We start from the raw sequence: 18,798 nt of genomic DNA, 5'->3' as shown, positions 1-18,798 counted from the left end.
TTTATTCAATAAGTTGGGTCTCAGCTAGTTTTTTATACCAATGAGCAGATTTCTTTGGATAACGCTCCTGGGTTTCAAAATCAACATAGAAGAGACCGTAACGCTTTTCGTAACCATTTGACCAAGAAAAGACATCCATCAACGACCAGATAAAGTATCCTTTGACATTGGCCCCATCGGAGATTGCATCTGCTATCACTTCCATGTGTTTTTTAACATAGTCAATCCGTCCATCATCGTAAACAGTGTTATCAACAAACTCATCTTTATAGCCGAGGCCATTTTCAGTAATGTAAATCTTCTTGTAGTTAGGATAATCTTTCTTCACGCGCATGATTTGATCATATAAACCTTGAGGGTAGATAATCCAATCCCAATCTGTACGTGGTACATAATCAGGAGCTACACGACGACCAACACCTTTGATTTGGTATTTAGAGCTTCCTTTCTCACCTTTACCATTATGGATAATTTCAGTTTCTCCATCGAAGGCTTGCATCCAATCACTCATGTAGTAGTTAATACCAAGGAAGTCATTCAAGTCTTTTGCAGCTTCTAGCACAGCAAAGTCTTCTTCACGCAGATCTAAGCTTCCACCATTAACTGCTAAGATATGGTTGACACCTTCCATGGTTTCTTCGGAATATCGTCCTAGATAAGTCGCGTCTAGGATAAACTTGTTATGGATAATATCTTCTAACTCGGCTGCACGAACATCTGCTGGATTATCTGGATTCAGAGGATACTTAGTAGGCAGGGCATGAACCACACCAATTTCCCCCTTATATCCCTTATCCTTGAAAAGTTTTACTGCACGCGCATGCGACACCATCATATTGTGATGAGATTGGAAGACTTTGGCAAGGTCGTACTGAATACCTGGAGGGAATTTCCCAACCAAATACTGACCATCTCCTATCGGCCCAATTTCATTAAAGGTTGTCCAAAAGTTAACTTCAGGAAATTCTTCAAAACAGAAGGCCGCATAATCCACAAAGTGATCAATGTTTTCTCTATTCAGGAAATCTCCGTTTGAATGAAGTGCTTCTGGTGTATCAAAGTGATGGAGGGTCACGAAGGGCTCAACATGCCGTTTGTGGCACTCTGCAAATAGATTATGATAGAACTCAACCCCCTTGGCATTGACTTTCCCGTAACCAGTTGGAAAGATACGTGACCAAGCGATTGAAATACGGATACCATTGACACCATATTCTTCTGCAAGTTTGAGGTCAACAGGATATTTGTGATAGAAATCACTGGCTGGTTCAGCAGTGTACCAGTAGTTATCTTTGAGGTATTTGTCCCAGGCGACTGGCCCTTTACCATCAGTATGTGTAGCACCTTCTGCTTGGTAGGCTGCTGTTGCTCCGCCAAAAATAAAGTCTTTTGGAAGTGTTTTTGTCATTTGATTCACCTTTCAAGAAATAGAAATGAGATGGGGGTATAGTTGGGAGGAGTTCCTCCATCTCACTTCTTCGCTATTTACATTTTATTCTTCGAACTGCGCTTGAACAAAGGCAAGAGCACCTTTTCCATCGCGAGTCAATTTAATGTATTGGCCACCTTCTGTCTTGGCAAGTTTGATACCAAGTTTGTCGGTCTCTGCTTTCATATCTTCAAAGTTAGAAGCAACTTGAGGAGCAAGGATAACCAGATCAAACTCAGGCAACATTTCACGGTGAGCACCATAGCCACCAGCTGCTGCTTTAACAGGAACTTTGTACTCTGCAGCTGCCTTGTTTAGAGCATTTGCAAGGAGACCACTTGTTCCTCCGCCTGCACAAAGAACGAGAACATTAGTTTCTTCAGTGATTGTGTTTTGCGCTGCTTCTACACCTGCTTTTTCAAGAATAGCATCTGCTTTGGCAGTATTGAAGTTTGCGGCTACTTTTTCTTTCAATTCATCATTGGCTTTACCAGAACGTTCTTCTTCAAGAATTTGTTCATCATAAACCTTGAGGAATGGATAGTAAATGGCTACGTCAACAAGGATTAACAAAGCAGCAAGTACAAATGACAAGAATTGGAAGTTTGTACCGAGAACAATACCGAGCGGACCTGGTGTTGTCCAAGGAAGGTTGGCTGTAAATGAGTTCATGCCAAGTGTTTCAATGAAGAATTTAAAGATCCATACGTTGGCAATTGGCGCAAAGATGAAAGGAATAAAGAAGATTGGGTTCAAGACAAGCGGTGCACCAAACAAGATTGGTTCATTTACACCAAAGAAAGTTGGAACTACTGAAGCACGTCCGATTGCACGGTTACGTTTTGATTTTGTTAACCACATGAACATGAAAGGAACAACCAGTGTCGCACCTGTACCCCCCATGGTAACGATAAACATTTGTGTACCAGAAGTAAGGATCTTGTCTGCGTGCATCCCTTGTTGGAGAAGGTTCAAGTTGACTTCAGCATTCGCATAGGTAATAGCTGCGATTGCAGGTTCAACGATTGAAGGACCGTGGATACCAACAAACCAGAAGAAGGCAAAGGCACCAAAGATAATAGTAATACCAAGATAACCATCAGCAGCAGAGAATAATGGTGCAAAGAATTTACCGATTGATTCAGCTACGCTTGCACCAACAAAATGACGAGCTAGTAAATCAAGAGCATAAAGAGAAACCACTGATAGAGTGAATGGAATCACATCTTTAAATACTTGTGAGATATTTGGTGGAACTTCGTCAGGCATACGAATAGTGACGTTGTTCTTAACACAAACCTTATAGATGGCTACAGTAACAAAGGCAGCAAGGAAGGCTGAAAGCAACCCTTTTGTTCCAAGGAAACCTGTCGCAAAGCCACCTTCAATCGGATCAGCTGCCAACATCAACAAACCAACAATCGCAGCCAAAAGTGTTGACATATAGTTGATTTGATTGGTTTTCTCCATGCTACGGTTTACTGAGTCGGTCAATGACTTAGCTGTTGTACCAGCTACCAAGAGAGCTAGAATCCCCATTGAATAGCTATAAGGTTTCATGAGGAGATTGACAACATCGTCAGACCATTTAAAGCCCCATGAGTTTGGTACAAAAGCAATCAAGATAAAGATACTTGAGAAGAGAATAACTGGCATACCAGCAATGAAGCCATCACGAATAGCGCGAAGGTAGATATTACGAGACAGTTTTTCAAAGAAAGGTTTCCCTTTCTCGATAAAAGAAATTAGTTTGTTCATTACTTAACTCCTCTCTTGTAGAGTTCGATTAAATGGTGCATCAAATCTTTTAACAAAATGGTAGTCATCAAGTGGTCTTGGCCATGCATCATGGTTACACTATAAGCTAAGTCCTCACCAGCTGCTTCCTTGGTCAATAGACTTGTTTGTGCGTGATGAGCCTCGGCGATACAGCCACCAGCTTCCTCAACTAAGCTATCTGCTTTCGCAAAATCGCCAGCTTCAGCAGCCTTCAAGGCTTCCAATAGTTTTGATCGAGCATCGCCAGCATAGGCAACAATTTCAAAACCTAACAATGTTACTTCTTCTCTATTCATGATAGAATTCTCCTTATGTATTTTTAATTAAATTTTTATGACAATAAACGTTGGATATGTAGAACTAGATAAACTCGTTCACTTTTATACAAATCAAGACCCGTATGTTGCGTAATCACATCATAGATCTTGGAACCAATCTCGAACGCTTTTGGATAGGATTGTTTGATATGGTCTTCCATATCTAGAAGCGATTGATTATCATCTCTGGAACGGTCTAAATAATCCAAAAAATAGTTGAGATGAATCATAAAGCGGTCATAGAAATGGTTATTCTCTTTGGTTCGTTGAATAGCGTAAGTCTGTAGCACTTCTTCAACATTCCTGAGGATTTCTTTCCTCTTGTCTATCGACTCAACCACTTGAACTTCGTTCTCCCCTTCGGCATTGATGAAATGATAAGCGATCCGAATAATTTCATCCTCAGGGAAATGATCTGTCAACTTCTGACGATAGATTTCAAAGGCTTCCTTTGCGATTTGAAAAGCTACAGGATACTTAGCAGAAATATCTGGCAGATTGCTATCCTTGTACCTTCCTTGTGTTAGGGCTTGATAGGAACAGTAAATATGATCTGTCAAGGTCACATAGAGATACTCTTGAATCAGATAATGATATTTCTTAGAAAGATTATCAATAATCTCGTAGGTCACTGTGATAAAATCAAGCGGAACATCTTTGAGCAGAGCCATAAAGTTTTCTCTTGACTCTTCGGTCTTCATCCGAAAGATTTTCTCAACCTGATTTTCAGCAATCAAATCCCCCTTCTTCTTTCCGAATGCAATCCCCTTACCAATCACAATCACTTCTTCTCCTTTGTCATTTCTGACAAGTGAAACATTGTGATTCATTGGGTTTAGAATTCGATACATGGCAACCTCCTTTTGCATCTTAAAGGTATATGAGTACAAAAAATGACCACAAATGAACTAGAAAATCCTTTGATTTCTAATCCACCTGTGATCATGCCTAATATTACTTAGTAACACTCACCTTGTATTAACTTGTGATTTAAGTATAGCACAAGTCAGTTTTTTTGTAAACCTTTACATTCAACTTTTTTTAAATTTTTTTAGATCAATGTTCCTAAGATTAGGGGGAAAACTTCTACACGTTCAGTCCATGAAGTCGCTGTTGTTTGAAGAACCTTGTTGAGTTCGTCAATGTTCTCAAATCCAGTTGTGCGTAGCCATTCACGAGCTGCTGCTTCACCGTCTTTGATGTAGGCTTCAACTGATCCAGCCCAAGTTGCACGGCCGCAAAGAACACCGTTGAAGTTTGCGCCTGATTCGTGAGCAAAGACAAGTGTTTCTTGGAAAAGTTTGGCTGATACACCTGCACTCAAGTAGATATACGGCAAGTTAGTCGCTTCATCTTGTGCTTTGAAGAAGGCTGCTGCTTCTTCACGTGTATGAACGATTTCACCATCGCCAAAGCCTTCAACGTATTTGACGTTGACTGGAACTTCCACTTTCAAGACATCAATGTTAAAGCGTGGGTCTGAGAAGACCTTCATAGCGCCGATAACCTTGTGTGGTTTTACTTTGGCGTATTCTGCAGAACCTGCGTCAGCGATTTTTTCATCGTAAGCCAAGATTTCAAGGAAGAATGGAATGTCTTCCGCCACACACTCTGAACCGATGCGTTCGATGTAAGCTTGTTTTTCTTGGTTGAGTTCGTCAGCGCTGTCTACATCGTAGTAAAGCAAGAATTTGACAGCGTCTGCACCTTGTTCTTTGATACGTTTGGCAGACCAAACATCCAAGCAGTCAGGCAAGCGTTTAGTGCTAGTTGTGTCATAACCCGTTTTCTCATAAGCAAGGAGAAGACCAGCATTTTCATCAAGAGCTTTAGTCGCTGGAAGTCCATATTCTGGATCAAGAAGCATAGATGAAGCGTATTTAGTCAATTCATCTGCAACCAAGACTTTGAGTTCTTCCATTTGATCCACTGTTGGCTCTTCTGTTTGGTATTGAGCCATGAGGCGTTTCAAAGCACCACGTTGGTCAAAGGCAAGAGCTGAGATAATACCATTTTCATCTGAAAGTTTTTCTAAGCGTGCACGTTTTTGTTCTGTTAAAGCCATTTTATACCTCTTTTACTATTAATTGATCATATAGAGCCTGATAGTTGGCCATATTGACATGACCTGTCATTTTTTCTTGAGCATTGAGCATACCAAGGACATTGGCCTTGATGAGGAGTTCTAGATCAGATTCCTTATGAAGAAGTCCTGAGGAAATCCCTGCCACAGTAGAATCTCCAGATCCAACTGGATTGACTACCTGAATTCTTGGAATATCTACTTTATAGAAAGTGTCCCCATGTTTTGCAAAAGCACCATTTGCACCAAGTGAAACAATTATCCACTCAATCCCTGCAAATAGAGGCTCTTGTAGAACTTCTTTTAATTCATCCAAATCCTCAGAAACTTCTTTCCCAAGAAGCTGAGACAATTCTTCGTTATTTGGTTTGATTACTGTTGGTTTATGTGGTGATTCAAGAACCTCCTGAAGGGCAGCACCTGAGCAATCCAGAACAACTGGTTTTCCTGCGCGATTAGCAAGTTCTACTAAGCTCGCATAGTAATCAACTGGAAGACCTGCTGGCAGACTACCAGAGATAGCAACTACTTCCACAGTGTCAAGAAGATTTTCGAAATGAGCCAAGAAATCTTCCCCTTCTTGTTCAAGAACTTCGGGACCTTTTTCAAGGATTTCTGTTTGATTTTCACCGTGTAGAATAGCGATACAGTTACGAGTCTCTCCTTGAATGGAGAAGAAACGTTTCGTTACTTTATCATCGATATGCTCTACTAAAAACTCACCAAGTTTACCACCGACCAAACCGGTAGCAACAACAGAATCACCAAATTCTGAAAGCACTCGTGTAACATTGAGCCCTTTACCACCAGCTGTCTTGGTCACGTCCACCACACGGTTGACAGTGTCAATTTTTAATTCATCCAAAGGATAAGAAATATCAATGGATGGATTCATTGTGACTGTTAAAATCATGCGTCACCTCTTAGTCGTGGTATTCACCGCGATCCCATTTTTCAAGGAATTCTGTAAAGAAGTTTGCATCTGCTTGATGAGCATTGTGAGTTTCAACGTGCTCAATTTTCGCAATCAATTTTTTGTTTTCTTCTGATGGTTTGTATTCAGCATTGATGAAAGCTTCAATGATGTCGCACATGAGCAATTCACCAGTGATTTTACCACCAAAACCAATAACATTGGCGTTCAATTGTTCTTTTGCATAAAGTGCTGTTGTCATATCACGAACCAAGGCAGAACGAACTCCTGGAACTTTATTTACAGCGTTGTTGATACCAACACCAGTACCACAGATACATACCCCAAGATCAGCTTGACCACTTGTAACGGCTTCACCAACTTTTTTACCAAAGATTGGGTAGTGAGTACGTGTGTGGTCATATGTACCAAAGTCAATGACTTCATATCCTTTTGATTTCAAAAATTCTGAAACCGCCATTTTTTCATCTGTTACGATGTGGTCACATCCAATTGCAATTCTCATTAGTTATTCCCTCCGATTAATTATATAAATCTAATATCATTTATCCTTACTCAATAAAAATCAAGATTAGCTTAGGAAGCGAGCTGCAAGCATAACTGAGGTTAGCTAAAGTGAGCTGACAACAGATTATCTTGATTTTTGAAGAGTATTAGCACATTTTGTTCAACATATCGACCCTAATTTGGTGACGTCCACCGTCGTATTTACCATTAACAAAACCTTTAGCAATGTTTTTGGCCAATTCGTCACCAACAAGTTGTGCACCCATAGTGATCATACGTGAGTTGTTGTGTCCACGAGTCATATAAGCTGAACGTTCATCTGAAACTTCTGCAGCAACCATTCCTTTGATTTTAGTTGCGACCATGAAAGGACCAGCACCATAAGCGTCAATCACGATACCAAGATTTTGTTCTTCTTTGTTCACTTCCGAAGCAACTGCAAGAGTCACATCGACAAAGTCTTGGCCTTCTGCTGTAACATCCACTACGTGGAAGTTTTCTTTTTCTAGGAAGTCTTTCACAACTTCTTTCAATCTTAAACCTGCAGCATCTGCACCGATAACAATAGACATATTGTATACTCCTTTTTATTTTTCTAGGCCAGTAAAGACTTTTATAGCTAGTATTATAAGTACAAAAGGCTTTCTAGCAGTTTATTGACAACTTAATTGAATAAGCTGTTCGATAGCTTATCCAAGTCTAGGAAATCAAGTTCCTAGAAAGAATATAACAAGTGATTTTTTGTTTGTTACAAACATCATTTGTTGTTTACAAACATAATATACTCCTTTTTTACGTAAAAGTCAACAGAAAATGTTTGTTTTTGTGTTATATTTTTTAAAATTATAAGATTTCAATCTCAAAACCAATCTGATCAACTTGACCAGGTTCTAGGAGACGAACATTCTTCTTATCTTCTAAATGATCTCCTTCTTCAAGAGATGTTGACAAGCCAGACCAAGGTTCAAAGGCAATGAAAGGTCCCTTATTCAAAGTTGACCAAATGATGAGATTTGAAAACTCTTGGAAGTGTACTTTTAATCCCTTCTCATGCTTACGAGAACGAAGGGCAATTGTTCTGGATTGCAACTCATCCAAAGTCACTGCATCAACACTAAACAAATCGTAACTTAGATCCACTTCCTTTTGCGAATCCAACCATGGACTTCTATCTTGGAAGTCTAAGAGTCCAGTCTCTGGGAAAGGACGTGGAACAGAGCAAGTCTCTTCTTTCTCAAACTCTAAATAGTAATCTTCATAAGTTTCGCCTTCTAGCAGAGGACAGCTAAATCCTGGATGACCACCAATAAAGTAAGGCATGACCTTGCTAGTTTCTTTATTGAAGACTTTGTATTGAGTACGAACAGTCTTGCCGGTCACTAGATAAGTGATTTCAAGACGGAAATGATAAGGATAGTTTTGATAAGTATTCTCATCATCTTCGATAGCAAAGGTTACGCTGTTTTCTGTTTGATCAACTAAGTCAAATTCTTTTTTACGGACCAAACCATGACGAGGAATGTTTCCTTTCGTCTCCGTTCCATCTGCATGACTGTAGAAGGCTGTATCTTTTCTCAAAGAGCCACAGATTGGAAAAAGTACTGGCGCTTGTCCACTCCAGTAAGTGGCATCTCCTTGCCACAGATACTCAATGCCTTCTCGATCCTTGATCGACGACAAGGCGCCACCTAAGGTTTTAAACTGGACCGTTAACTGGTCTGATTGGATTTCAATTACCATAATGTTCTCCAACTATTTTTAGATATTTATATAAAAAACTAGGTTGCCACTCCCAATGTCGGAAATTAACAACCTAGTTTTCACAATTTACATTTTATAGGAGCGAATTATTTAGCATTTGCTTCGTATTCTTCGTTACGTTTGATCATTTGTTTTCTATACCAAGCAAAGATACCTACATAGAATACAAGGAAGGCTGCTGCACCAAGGATTGCTTTGATATCACCTGTTGTAGCATTACCGATTGCCCAACCAAATAGTTTTTCAATTGGTCCTTCAAGAGTTGAGTGAGTAATCAATTGAGCACTATCTACACCTTTAGGAAAGGCACCTACACCTTTAGCAAGTTCTGTTGCAAATGGTGCGATAAGAGTACCAGAAAGAAGGAAGAGAGGCAACAAGAGTGTTCCGAAGATAATCATACGGAGCAATTTACCACGTGTAACAACCAAGAGAGCTGGAGTCACACCCATAGCGATGATACCTGCAAGAGGCAAGATACCATTACCGACATTAGAAAGAAGCACAGCTTCTACTAGCATGATTGGAGCAAGTACGTTAGCACAAGCCCAGATTTCAGCACGACCAGCGATGAAAGGCCAGTCAAGACCGATGTTGAATTTACGTCCTTGAAGACGTTTAGTAGCAACGTTTGTAATACCTTGTGAAAGTGGTTCTACGGCTGCGATGAACCATGATCCGATAAGTGAGAAGAGTTCCAAAGCTACACCGGCTGTCAAACCAAGAGACAACCAACCTTTAATAACTTCTTGCCAGTTTGCAGCATCTTTAAGTCCTTCAACAGGTTGTGGAGTACCCATCAAACCGATAACAATACCAAGGATGAAACCGATGAAGAATTTAGATCCCCAGAAACCGATTTTTTTGTTCAATTTAGCAGCATCAAAGTCATATTTATCAAGACCTGGGAAGAATTTTTCAAAAATCTTATCCAAAACCATGATAACTGGGTTCATCATGTAATTCATGTGTGTTGAAGTCATTGGTGATGAACTTGGTGCGTTAAGAAGGTCGTCGAAAGTTGGTTTCATCAAGTCAGAGTTGATGATCTTCAAAATACCTACAAGGACAACTGCTGCAGTTGCGATGAAAAGTGAAACCCCTTGGCTTACACCGTTGTTGTCAGCATACCATTTGATCAAAAGACCAGTGATTGACAAGTGCCAGATATCGAAGATATCGACATCTAGTGTGTCCGTTTTCTTCATAGCAAGCATCACAACGTTGACAATCAACATTACAAGCAAGAAGTAAAGTGTCCAAGCAGATCCCCAAGTGATTGTAGCAAGTGGTGCCCAACCAACGTCGGTGATGTTCAATTGGATACCAGTATTTTCAACGAATTTCGCAAGTGAAGCTGAGAAAGCTCCGTTGAGCATACCGATGATAGCACCGATACCTGTAAGGGCGATAGCAAGCTTGATACCACCTTCAAGCGCTTTGGAGAATTTCACTCCAAAAAGCAGAGCCAATACTGTCAAAATGATCAGCATGATGATTGGTCCACCCATATCCAAGATAGGTTTGAACAGCTTATTGGCTAGTTCGATAATGACATCCATAATAGTTCCTCCCGTTTTTTTAGTTATATGAATGTTAACAAGATAAAGAATAAATTAGCTTAGTCCGTGTTCTTTGATAGCTGCTTCAATATTGTCAAATACTGGAGCGCTCATCGCTGGAATACGGAACAAGATTGGTCCAGCTTCAATTACTGGAATGCCTGGTTCAAAACCAAGGTCAGTTGCAGCGATTGGTGTAAAGATATCGTAGCCCTTGATAAGGTCTTCGTTTACATCTTTCACCATGACTGCATCGCAGTGAACATCATAACCACGGTTTGAAAGTTCTTCTTCTAGAGCACTTTTAATTTGGTGACTTGAGTTAACACCTGCACCGCAGGCAGCAAGAATTTTAATCATTTGGATTTCCTCCGATTTTATTTTTTAATAGACAAGATTAAGCGGTTGCTTCAGCAATGTAAGCATAAAGTTTTTCTGGTTCGGAAATTTTTGATAAATCTTCCAGATGTCCATTTCCTGTGAAAAAGTCCATCAACTGAGCCAGAATATTTGTTTGACTTGAACTTGAGTTGTTAATGATAAAGAAGAGTAGGGATACTTCTACTTCCTTATCAGGAGCAATCATATTGTGAAAAGTTACTGGTTTTTCTAATCGAACAACCACTACTTTCTCAGCTAGATTATGAACAATATCTGTATGAGGAATCGCTACATTTGGCAAGTCCTTACCTAGAAATTCCATATCTAAGCCAGTTGGAAATGACTTTTCACGCGTGATCAAGGCTTCACGATAAGTTGGAGTTACAATTTCTCGTTCTTCCAACAAGCTTGCTACCTGATCAAAGAGTTGTTCTTGATTATCCGCTTCTAAGCAAAACACCAGGTTTTTGTCAAAGAAATGATCTAATCCCATAACATTTTCCCTTCTTTCAATTATCTTTTATGTAATAAGTATAACACTATATGAAATCGTTGTCAATAATTTTTGTTTTATTTTGTTCATTTTTTTGTAATTTTTGTTTTATTTAAAGAATACAATCAATATCAAACATTCTTGTTATAAAATACACAAAAAAAGAAGGCCCAAGCCTTCTTCTCTTTCCTTACTTAATAGTAGATAAAATCTCTTCTAACTTATGGTAATCTTTTACACTATCAATTTCATAGATGCTATTTCCTTCTAATTCTTCGACATAGACATCCAATTCTTTGATATTATCCTTAACCATGTTGTCCCAGTAGAGATCAACAAATTCACCACTTTCGTAAGCTTTGTCAATAAAGCCAACAATCTTCTCAGCAGTTGGTGCATCCCAGAATGATACTCCGCTCAGAATGCGACCAGCCTTGCTGTCAACAATAATGTCTTGAACCTTGTAGTCATCACCGTAAACCAAGAACCACTCGTTGGTACAGTCTTCACGATAAACGCTAAAATAAGTAGAACGTTTAAGATCGTTTCGAAACATATTTTTGAAAAGATAGTTATCTGCATCGATGACGTAGCTGTTAGCCAAAACTTCTTTTACTAGATAAAGTGAGTAAAAGTTATTGTAATCAGCATACTTGTCGTTAAAGACTAAACGAACACCATATTTTTCTTTTAGGTAGTCAAATTGTTCTTTGAGGTAACCGACAACGATGATAATCTCATCAATTCCTCTCTCTTTCAAAAACTCGATTTGGTATTCTACCAAGGGTTTTTGATTAACCTTAACCAAAGCTTTTGGGGTATTTTCAGTCATAGGGCGCAGACGAGTTCCTAAACCCGCTGCCAAAATAATCGCTTTCACACGAATCTCCTTTATTCTTTAATAATAATATAAACACCAGCCATAACAATAAGTGAAGTGATGATTGTCAGCATATCTAGCGGTGCACCCAAGAAAATAACTGCAAATAAGACAGTCCAGACTACATAGCTCACATTCAAACCTGTTGCTTTCGCAGGTTGCAAACGATTAATGGCGATATAATAAGCTAAGTAGGAAATCATATTAAAGGCCGCAAAGACAATCAAGAGGCCGAATAATTGCCCATCTGCCACTTCTGCAAATGAATGGTGAGAAAAGAGCACAATCACAAGATAGGACAAGAATGAGGTTACTTGTCGAATTAGCAAGGCCTCAATTTCACTTAAATCACTTTCCATAGCATAGGAGCTGAGAACACTTTCACTCCCCCAGGCAATGGCACAGATAAGGGCACAAAGAATCCCAATGTAAAACGAGTTTACTTGTTCAACCTTGTAGGTTTGAGCAATGATAGCTGCAATAATCAAGAAAACACCGAATACTGTATTCTTTGAAACCTTGTGTTTCAAAATGAAGAAGGCTAGTAAAACTGAAACTGCTGGGTAAATAGCCGATACAGATGAAGCTAGAGAACTACCAATATATTTAACCGCATAAAGATTGGCCTGCATACCAATAGGTCCTGCTAGTAAAGCTCCGATAATTACACTTACATTTCGAATATTTAAGAAAATCGAGAGACGAACTTTTCTTTCTTTTACCAAAAGAAAAGCTAACAAGATAAAGATACTCAAGAAATCATGAGCGGCAGCCACCACAAAAGGCGAAAGATTTGTAAAAATTGAAAAGATATAAGCACTAATCGTTAGACCTAATCCCCAGAAAATTCCAGAGAGCAGACCAAAGGAAACACCATTTTTATTCTTCATCCTAACCTCCATAATAAGTCAAACCTTCGACAGCTCTTTGGTAACGATTGACACCGTAATCTCCAAAATCAGCCCCTTGAGCTTCTTTGTACACTGTCCACAAACTCCATATAGTATCTTGCAAGATTTTATAGATACGAATCTTCTCACGTGATACAGGCGTTTTGTCACTTTCATAGTAGGAAAGGAAATCATCTTCCTCTTGCTTTGTAAATTCAGACTCTAAGAAAAGAGCTGCCAAATCCCACATTGGGTCATTCATAGAAGAGTATTCCCAGTCGATCAAATACATGCGTCCTTGTGGTGACTCGATAAAGTTTTCTGGTACCAAATCGATGTGACAGGACTTTCTATCAACACCCAAATCAGCCAATCTCTTTTCTAGTGAAAATACATCTTTTCTTACAGCTTCATAGTTTTCATAAGGGATAGGTCCCTCAATCAAGGATTCATATTTGCTGATTTCCTCAAAAGGAGCAAATTCTCCTCTTAATTCTTTCCCTGAAGCATGGATGGTTTGTAAAATTGGTGCAATCTTTTCAAACTTGGACTTGATTGATGTTGAATCAAGAGTTACTGCTGATTCGATGTATTCATTTACTTTGATCCCTGACTCAATATCAAAGAGATAATTTTTAACATCTAAATCTAAATCCTCTAAAAGTTCAAGATTATACTTTTCATTTTGACGATTGATGAGTTTTTCAGTCCCTTTACCAAAAAATTTCACAATATACTGTTTGTTGGTTGTTTTAACCAAATAGTTCTGATTGGTCATGCCTCCCAGTTGTTCAACACTGAGTACTTCCTCTTCATCAGATAGTAAAGAAGAAATTTTTTCTTTGATGAGTTTCTCCACAATTAACCTCCATCTTCTACACTTCCCACTTAAATACTGTTTTGAAAGCAGTATTTAGGTCTGTAGCAAAGACACGGTGAATGTCCTTGATTTCTCTCACTGGTTCTTCAACATAAAGGATATTCTTCAGACGATTTGCAAACTTTTTAACTTCCATCATTTGAATGGCCTTCTCAAAATCGACGCGTCCTGAGCGAGATGATCCTACTAATAACAATCCTTTTTCCAAAGCATCTCGTGTATTGATATTAACCTTGTATTCACTCACTCCCATCATGAGAATCGTTCCCTGTGGACGAATATAGCGAATCAAGTCATTGATAGCTGGGCCTGTACCATCGCCACCGCAACACTCAAACCCATGATCAAAGGTCAAATCCTCTGGGATATTATCAGTAATATAGCACTCTTTTGCAAAAGAGAAGAGCTCTAGTTTTTCCCAATGGCGACCAAAGACGATAATCTCTGCTTCTGGCAAGGTATAATTGATAATATTTGCAACAACAAAGGCCAAACTACCATCTCCGATAACAGCAATGCGCTCTCGCTTACTATGACCAAGATGCAAGAAACGATCCATGGCATGCATACCAACACTCACAAACTCAGTAATGGCTGCAACTGTGTCCTCAATGTCATTATAAGACACAACACGATCTTTTGGAAGAGAGACAAATTCTCTCATAAAGCCATCATAACCACTTGATAGGAAGTAGGTTCCGGTCATGTAGTTCTCGTAGAACTCCTTGTCACTCTGCATAGGCGGTTGATTGGGAATCATAACTACCTTTTGACCGACTTCATAAGTCCCAGTCGGATCTGAAATAACAGTTCCACAAGACTCATGAATCATGGCCATAGGAAGTTTATTAGCCAATATCTTTGGATCACGCTTCCCTTGATAGTAACGTTGATCCGCATGACAAACCGCCATATAATTTGGACGAATCAGGATATGATTCTCCTGATCAATATCCTCTTCTTGATATTTTACATTGATAAACTTTGGTTTGGTCAGTTGATAAATTTGATTAATCATAGCCTTAGTCTTTCTCAATCATGCTTTTCGCGATTTTCAAGTCTGTCACCGTTGTGATTTTAAGGTTTGAATATTCCCCTTTAGCTAGAGCAACATCCTTTCCTTTGATAACAAAAATTTTACATGCATCCGTCAGGATTTCCTTTTCTTGATCAGATAGGGAACCATACAAATCCATGAAATCCTTGCAACGGAATGTCTGAGGTGTTTGACCTTGATAGAGGTGAGCACGATTTGGAATATCCGTGATAAACTGACCATTTGTACTTTCAACAATGGTATCAACCGCTTCTACTACTGTGTCAACCGCATCATGATTTTGGGCGAGTTTGATATTGTCCTGAATCATGCGAAGTGTGATAAAGGGGCGAACAGAGTCGTGGGTAACCACGATATCTTCTGGAGTGATTGGACGATAGGCATTAATGGCTTCTATAATCTTCTCGATACTGGTATTGCGATCAGCACCACCCTTGGTAATGATGATACGATCCTTGTGGAGAGAAAGATACTTGTCAACTAGGTCCTCAGCGTGTGACACCCAGTCTCCATGAACTCCAACTACAATTTTTTCAATACTTGGTTCTAAGACGAATTTTTCAATTGTGTGGATCAAAATAGGACGATCACCCAACTCCAAGAATTGTTTTGGTAAATTACTGATTCCCATGCGTGTGCCAGTTCCTCCGGCTAGGATTCCTGCATAGATCATTTATATTCTCCTTTAGTTTATTCTAAAAACTCATTACTATCTATTATATCATAATCTGCCTCCATCATGAAGAAAAGACAGAGCGTCATTTAGTCTAATCAACACACCATTTAAGGTAAAAAATGAACAATATATTACTAAATCTGTAAAGACCATAAGAAATTAAGAAATAAATTTAGGTTATCCTCTATATTATTCATTCAACGTTCGGTTAATATAGAGTTCTTTAGAATATAATAGAAACCTTAAAGAAAGCTTAAATGAAATTATTTGTTTAGCAAAGGATACTGGATGTCCATAGTAAATCTCTTAAAAGTTGTTTGAGGGAATCATTATAAAAGCTCATATATCTCATGAATTAAACAAATAATAGACTTTTGCCCCTAAAATTGATAAAATAAAAAAGAAAAAAATAGAAAAAAGGAAACTGTAAACTGCTATGATGAATATGCAAAACATGATGCGCCAAGCACAAAAACTTCAAAAACAAATGGAACAAAGCCAAGCAGAACTCGCTGCCATGGAATTTGTTGGAAAATCAGCCCAGGACCTTGTCCAAGCAACTTTGACTGGAGACAAAAAAGTTGTCAGCATTGACTTCAACCCAGCAGTTGTAGATCCAGAAGATCTCGAAACACTTTCTGACATGACTGCGCAAGCAATTAATGCTGCTCTTGAACAAATTGATGAAACGACTAAGAAGAAACTAGGAGCTTTCGCTGGAAAATTGCCTTTCTAATCCACAAAAAAAGAGAAACATCTGTTTCTCTTTTTTTCTTAGAAATCAAAGAATTCCATTGCTTTCTTTAAGAGTAATTCCGTATATTCCGGATCGTCTTGAGCCATTGTAACTTGTGACTGGACCATTTCAAGATCATCCGTTATCATGCCATCTGCGCCGAGACGAACTGCTTTATCAAATGCCTCCGAACCATTTACGGTCCAAACATAGAGTCTCTGATCAGTTGTCCAGAGTTTATTGACAAAGTATTCATCCAAAGTTGAGTACTCCATAGTGTAACCCGTTGCCTTGGTTCTTGGGAAGATACTGTTATAGGGAAGAATAAAGTAAACTGGAATTTCAGAATCATAAGTCAACACTTTATCAATCACATGATAGTCTAGTGATTGCATCTGATGCCCATATTTCTTGATAGTCGCCCCATACTTTTCGAGGAAATGGTCCATCATTTGCGGACTATCTTTTTTACTGGTTTTAATCTCAATCAGCAATTTTTGGTTTAAAGCATTTGCACGCTCTAAATAGGCATCAAAGCTTGAAATCTTTGTTTGATAACCATTCTCGTAAATATCTGTATTTGTTAATTCATCCAGAGTCAAATCTTGCGGCGTAGCATTAATACCTGTTAAATTTTTTAGGTTAGCATCGTGCATCATCACGAACTGACCGTCTTTCGTTTCCTGCACATCCATTTCGATAAGATCTGGTTTTAGTTGAGCTGTTTTTTCTAAAGACTGCACAGTATTTTGAACACCGTTTTTATTACTTACTCCTCTGTGCGAAATCACTAAAGGTGTATTGGTATCCGGAGATTCCAGATAAACGTAGCCTTCTATGGCAAAGATGATGCTTGCACACCCCATGACACCCCATCTCATCAGATGATCTTTCTTTCGCCTTGGCATGATCTCCAACTCCTCTCCTGTAAGGAAGGAAACAAACTTCACTAGGAAATAAGTCAGGGTCATGTAATGGAAATTTTTAATCAAGACAAAATTAATCACACCGAGAATCAAGGACTCTTTTTGAGTGAGATTATCCATCACTGCTTGCGCAAAAAGCAAAGGAATTAACAAACCAAAGAAGAAGAGATAGGTTTTAATGATAATGAGCAAGAGATGCCAAGAGTAGAAAAGGACATTTTTCTTTGTCTTTTTGAGACTATATTTCACACTTTCTCTTACGGTCTTTCTTTCAAAGAGAATCTTAGGAAGGGCAAACATAAATCGGACAGAGATGTAGAGAAAGATCCAAGCGGATGCTATGATCATCAGACCTACCAGCCAATGCTTACCTTCCCAATAATTCACAATAAAATCAGGGATAATAATCTTGTTGAGGTAGTAGATTTTTAAAATCTTACGGATGAACGGGAAAAGCATAGCAATGTAAAAAAAGACAAAGGCCATCTTACAAAAGCTCAATCGCTTAACGAATAGAAAGCTCTGGTGAAATACTTTTCTACTGTACTCAATTAAAGTTCTCTTTTCATGATAGAGAAGGTGACGAGCCCCGATAAACAAAAGACAAATCTGGAAATAGGCAACCAGGAGATTGATTGCAATTAAGATGAGAAAGGCTAAACTGATAAAAGGCGAGCCTTGTATAATCGCCCAAAAGTTATTGTAGGAGATAAACAAATAACCGGTTTGTCTCAGAAGAATGCCAGCAATCCACGAATTTAATGGTAGCCAGACAAACTCAACCATCATAAATATCAAGAAAAATAGAAATAAAATCTTATCTAGGTTATAGTATATCTTCCTAAAACCTAGCTTTTTAGGTTTTTCAGGTTTCATAGGCACTCCTAGTCTAAAAATTGGGATAAATCTAAGCCACCAAAAGGATTATTCATCGAAAAACTACTCTGGTCTTCTATTAATAGCTTTCCTTCATCCGATTCCAAAAAAGCTTCGTAAACACGCGCCGTCATGCGGGCATCCTCTAAACTGTTATGAGACTTCCCGTGAAAGCCTAAAAAATTCGCTACAGTTTGCAATTTAAGATTGGCTATGCCGTGTAGATCAGAACTACGGCGTTCAAAAGCCTCCTCATATAGATCAACCTTATACTGGTCACGATAATCAATACCATGCTCCAAGAGAATAGGTAAATCACTCTTAGCTGCATTGTAACCAACGATAGGTATGTCGCCAACGAATTCTTGAAAGTCCTTTAAAACTTGTTCTACTTTTGGCGCATCTTTCAAGGTTTCAGCTGTGATTCCAGTCAAACCATTGATAAAACTCTTCAATGGTGCTGTAGTATGAACATAAGAATCAAAAGCAGCACTTTCTTGTCCATCTTGAAAGCGGACTGCCGATACTTGAATTAGATGGGTAACCCCCTCGTGTTGATTGAATTCCAAATCAAAGGCGATATAATCTCTTAATTTTTCCATTATTTACCTCAATTACTACCCAAACTAAA

Annotated in this window: 20 protein-coding genes; 1 reads left to right on the top strand and 19 read right to left on the bottom strand. The window is 38.8% G+C overall.

From position 1 onward, the window contains the following. Window position 1: 1 nt before the first annotated feature. From lacG to D8863_RS02055, 17 genes are all read right to left on the bottom strand, one after another. Window positions 2–1,408 carry a 6-phospho-beta-galactosidase gene (lacG, locus tag D8863_RS02135; protein WP_125440939.1) on the bottom strand — a complete coding sequence of 469 codons (1,407 nt, stop codon included), beginning with the start codon at window positions 1,406–1,408 and terminating at the stop codon, window positions 2–4. Between the two features lie 84 nt (window positions 1,409–1,492). After that, complete coding sequence (locus tag D8863_RS02130; protein WP_061421069.1) at window positions 1,493–3,187, bottom strand: lactose-specific PTS transporter subunit EIIC; 1,695 nt, start codon at window positions 3,185–3,187, stop codon at window positions 1,493–1,495. After that, complete coding sequence (locus tag D8863_RS02125; RefSeq protein WP_001078319.1) at window positions 3,187–3,504, bottom strand: PTS lactose/cellobiose transporter subunit IIA; 318 nt, start codon at window positions 3,502–3,504, stop codon at window positions 3,187–3,189. Before D8863_RS02125 ends, D8863_RS02130 begins: the two co-directional genes overlap by 1 nt. A 35-nt stretch (window positions 3,505–3,539) precedes the next feature. Continuing rightward, window positions 3,540–4,376: a PRD domain-containing protein gene (locus D8863_RS02120; RefSeq protein ID WP_125440938.1), complete on the bottom strand. Its 837-nt coding sequence runs from the start codon at window positions 4,374–4,376 to the stop codon at window positions 3,540–3,542. Between the two features lie 200 nt (window positions 4,377–4,576). Continuing rightward, entirely contained in the window at window positions 4,577–5,590 is a 1,014-nt protein-coding gene (lacD, locus tag D8863_RS02115; RefSeq protein ID WP_125440937.1) for a tagatose-bisphosphate aldolase, read from the bottom strand. Window position 5,591: 1 nt separating this feature from the next. Next, window positions 5,592–6,521, bottom strand: a complete 930-nt coding sequence (locus D8863_RS02110) for a tagatose-6-phosphate kinase (RefSeq protein WP_125440936.1) — start codon at window positions 6,519–6,521, stop codon at window positions 5,592–5,594. 10 nt (window positions 6,522–6,531) lie between these two features. After that, window positions 6,532–7,047, bottom strand: a complete 516-nt coding sequence (gene lacB, locus D8863_RS02105; protein ID WP_001216921.1) for a galactose-6-phosphate isomerase subunit LacB — start codon at window positions 7,045–7,047, stop codon at window positions 6,532–6,534. Window positions 7,048–7,195: 148 nt separating this feature from the next. Beyond that, entirely contained in the window at window positions 7,196–7,621 is a 426-nt protein-coding gene (lacA, locus tag D8863_RS02100) for a galactose-6-phosphate isomerase subunit LacA (protein ID WP_000029281.1), read from the bottom strand. Between the two features lie 271 nt (window positions 7,622–7,892). Then, window positions 7,893–8,789: an aldose 1-epimerase family protein gene (locus D8863_RS02095; protein ID WP_125440935.1), complete on the bottom strand. Its 897-nt coding sequence runs from the start codon at window positions 8,787–8,789 to the stop codon at window positions 7,893–7,895. 107 nt (window positions 8,790–8,896) lie between these two features. Next, a complete protein-coding gene (locus D8863_RS02090; protein ID WP_125440934.1) occupies window positions 8,897–10,372 on the bottom strand; it encodes a PTS galactitol transporter subunit IIC in 1,476 nt (491 codons plus the stop codon). A 54-nt stretch (window positions 10,373–10,426) separates the two neighbouring features. Then, window positions 10,427–10,732, bottom strand: coding sequence for a PTS sugar transporter subunit IIB (locus D8863_RS02085; protein ID WP_000590551.1), 306 nt, complete (start codon window positions 10,730–10,732; stop codon window positions 10,427–10,429). Between the two features lie 37 nt (window positions 10,733–10,769). Further along, window positions 10,770–11,246 (bottom strand): PTS sugar transporter subunit IIA, encoded by a 477-nt coding sequence (locus D8863_RS02080; RefSeq protein ID WP_000521979.1) that lies wholly within the window; start codon window positions 11,244–11,246, stop codon window positions 10,770–10,772. A gap of 190 nt (window positions 11,247–11,436) precedes the next feature. Next, a complete protein-coding gene (locus D8863_RS02075) occupies window positions 11,437–12,126 on the bottom strand; it encodes a sugar phosphate nucleotidyltransferase (protein ID WP_101799984.1) in 690 nt (229 codons plus the stop codon). An 11-nt stretch (window positions 12,127–12,137) separates the two neighbouring features. Continuing rightward, the gene (locus tag D8863_RS02070) at window positions 12,138–13,016 is read right to left on the bottom strand and encodes a DMT family transporter (RefSeq protein WP_044020845.1); all 879 of its coding nucleotides are present in this window, start codon (window positions 13,014–13,016) and stop codon (window positions 12,138–12,140) included. Window position 13,017: 1 nt separating this feature from the next. After that, window positions 13,018–13,875, bottom strand: a complete 858-nt coding sequence (locus D8863_RS02065; protein ID WP_125414779.1) for a phosphotransferase family protein — start codon at window positions 13,873–13,875, stop codon at window positions 13,018–13,020. 16 nt (window positions 13,876–13,891) lie between these two features. Next, window positions 13,892–14,914, bottom strand: coding sequence for a ribitol-5-phosphate dehydrogenase (locus tag D8863_RS02060; RefSeq protein WP_044020846.1), 1,023 nt, complete (start codon window positions 14,912–14,914; stop codon window positions 13,892–13,894). A gap of 4 nt (window positions 14,915–14,918) precedes the next feature. After that, a complete protein-coding gene (locus D8863_RS02055) occupies window positions 14,919–15,626 on the bottom strand; it encodes an IspD/TarI family cytidylyltransferase (protein WP_125391032.1) in 708 nt (235 codons plus the stop codon). A gap of 439 nt (window positions 15,627–16,065) precedes the next feature. On the opposite strand from D8863_RS02055, the gene D8863_RS02050 reads away from it, so the two are divergent. Beyond that, window positions 16,066–16,365, top strand: coding sequence for a YbaB/EbfC family nucleoid-associated protein (locus tag D8863_RS02050; RefSeq protein ID WP_000981515.1), 300 nt, complete (start codon window positions 16,066–16,068; stop codon window positions 16,363–16,365). Window positions 16,366–16,403: 38 nt separating this feature from the next. On the opposite strand, the gene D8863_RS02045 is transcribed toward D8863_RS02050, so the two are convergent. Both D8863_RS02045 and D8863_RS02040 read right to left on the bottom strand, forming a co-directional pair. After that, complete coding sequence (locus D8863_RS02045; protein ID WP_125440933.1) at window positions 16,404–18,167, bottom strand: glycerophosphoryl diester phosphodiesterase membrane domain-containing protein; 1,764 nt, start codon at window positions 18,165–18,167, stop codon at window positions 16,404–16,406. An 8-nt stretch (window positions 18,168–18,175) separates the two neighbouring features. Continuing rightward, window positions 18,176–18,769 (bottom strand): 3'-5' exonuclease, encoded by a 594-nt coding sequence (locus D8863_RS02040; protein ID WP_049550403.1) that lies wholly within the window; start codon window positions 18,767–18,769, stop codon window positions 18,176–18,178. Between the last annotated feature and the right edge of the window lie 29 nt (window positions 18,770–18,798).

Source organism: Streptococcus oralis (assembly GCF_003943825.1).
Classification (GTDB): Bacteria; Bacillota; Bacilli; order Lactobacillales; family Streptococcaceae; genus Streptococcus; species Streptococcus oralis_CD.
This window is presented reverse-complemented; position numbering and strand designations above follow the sequence as displayed.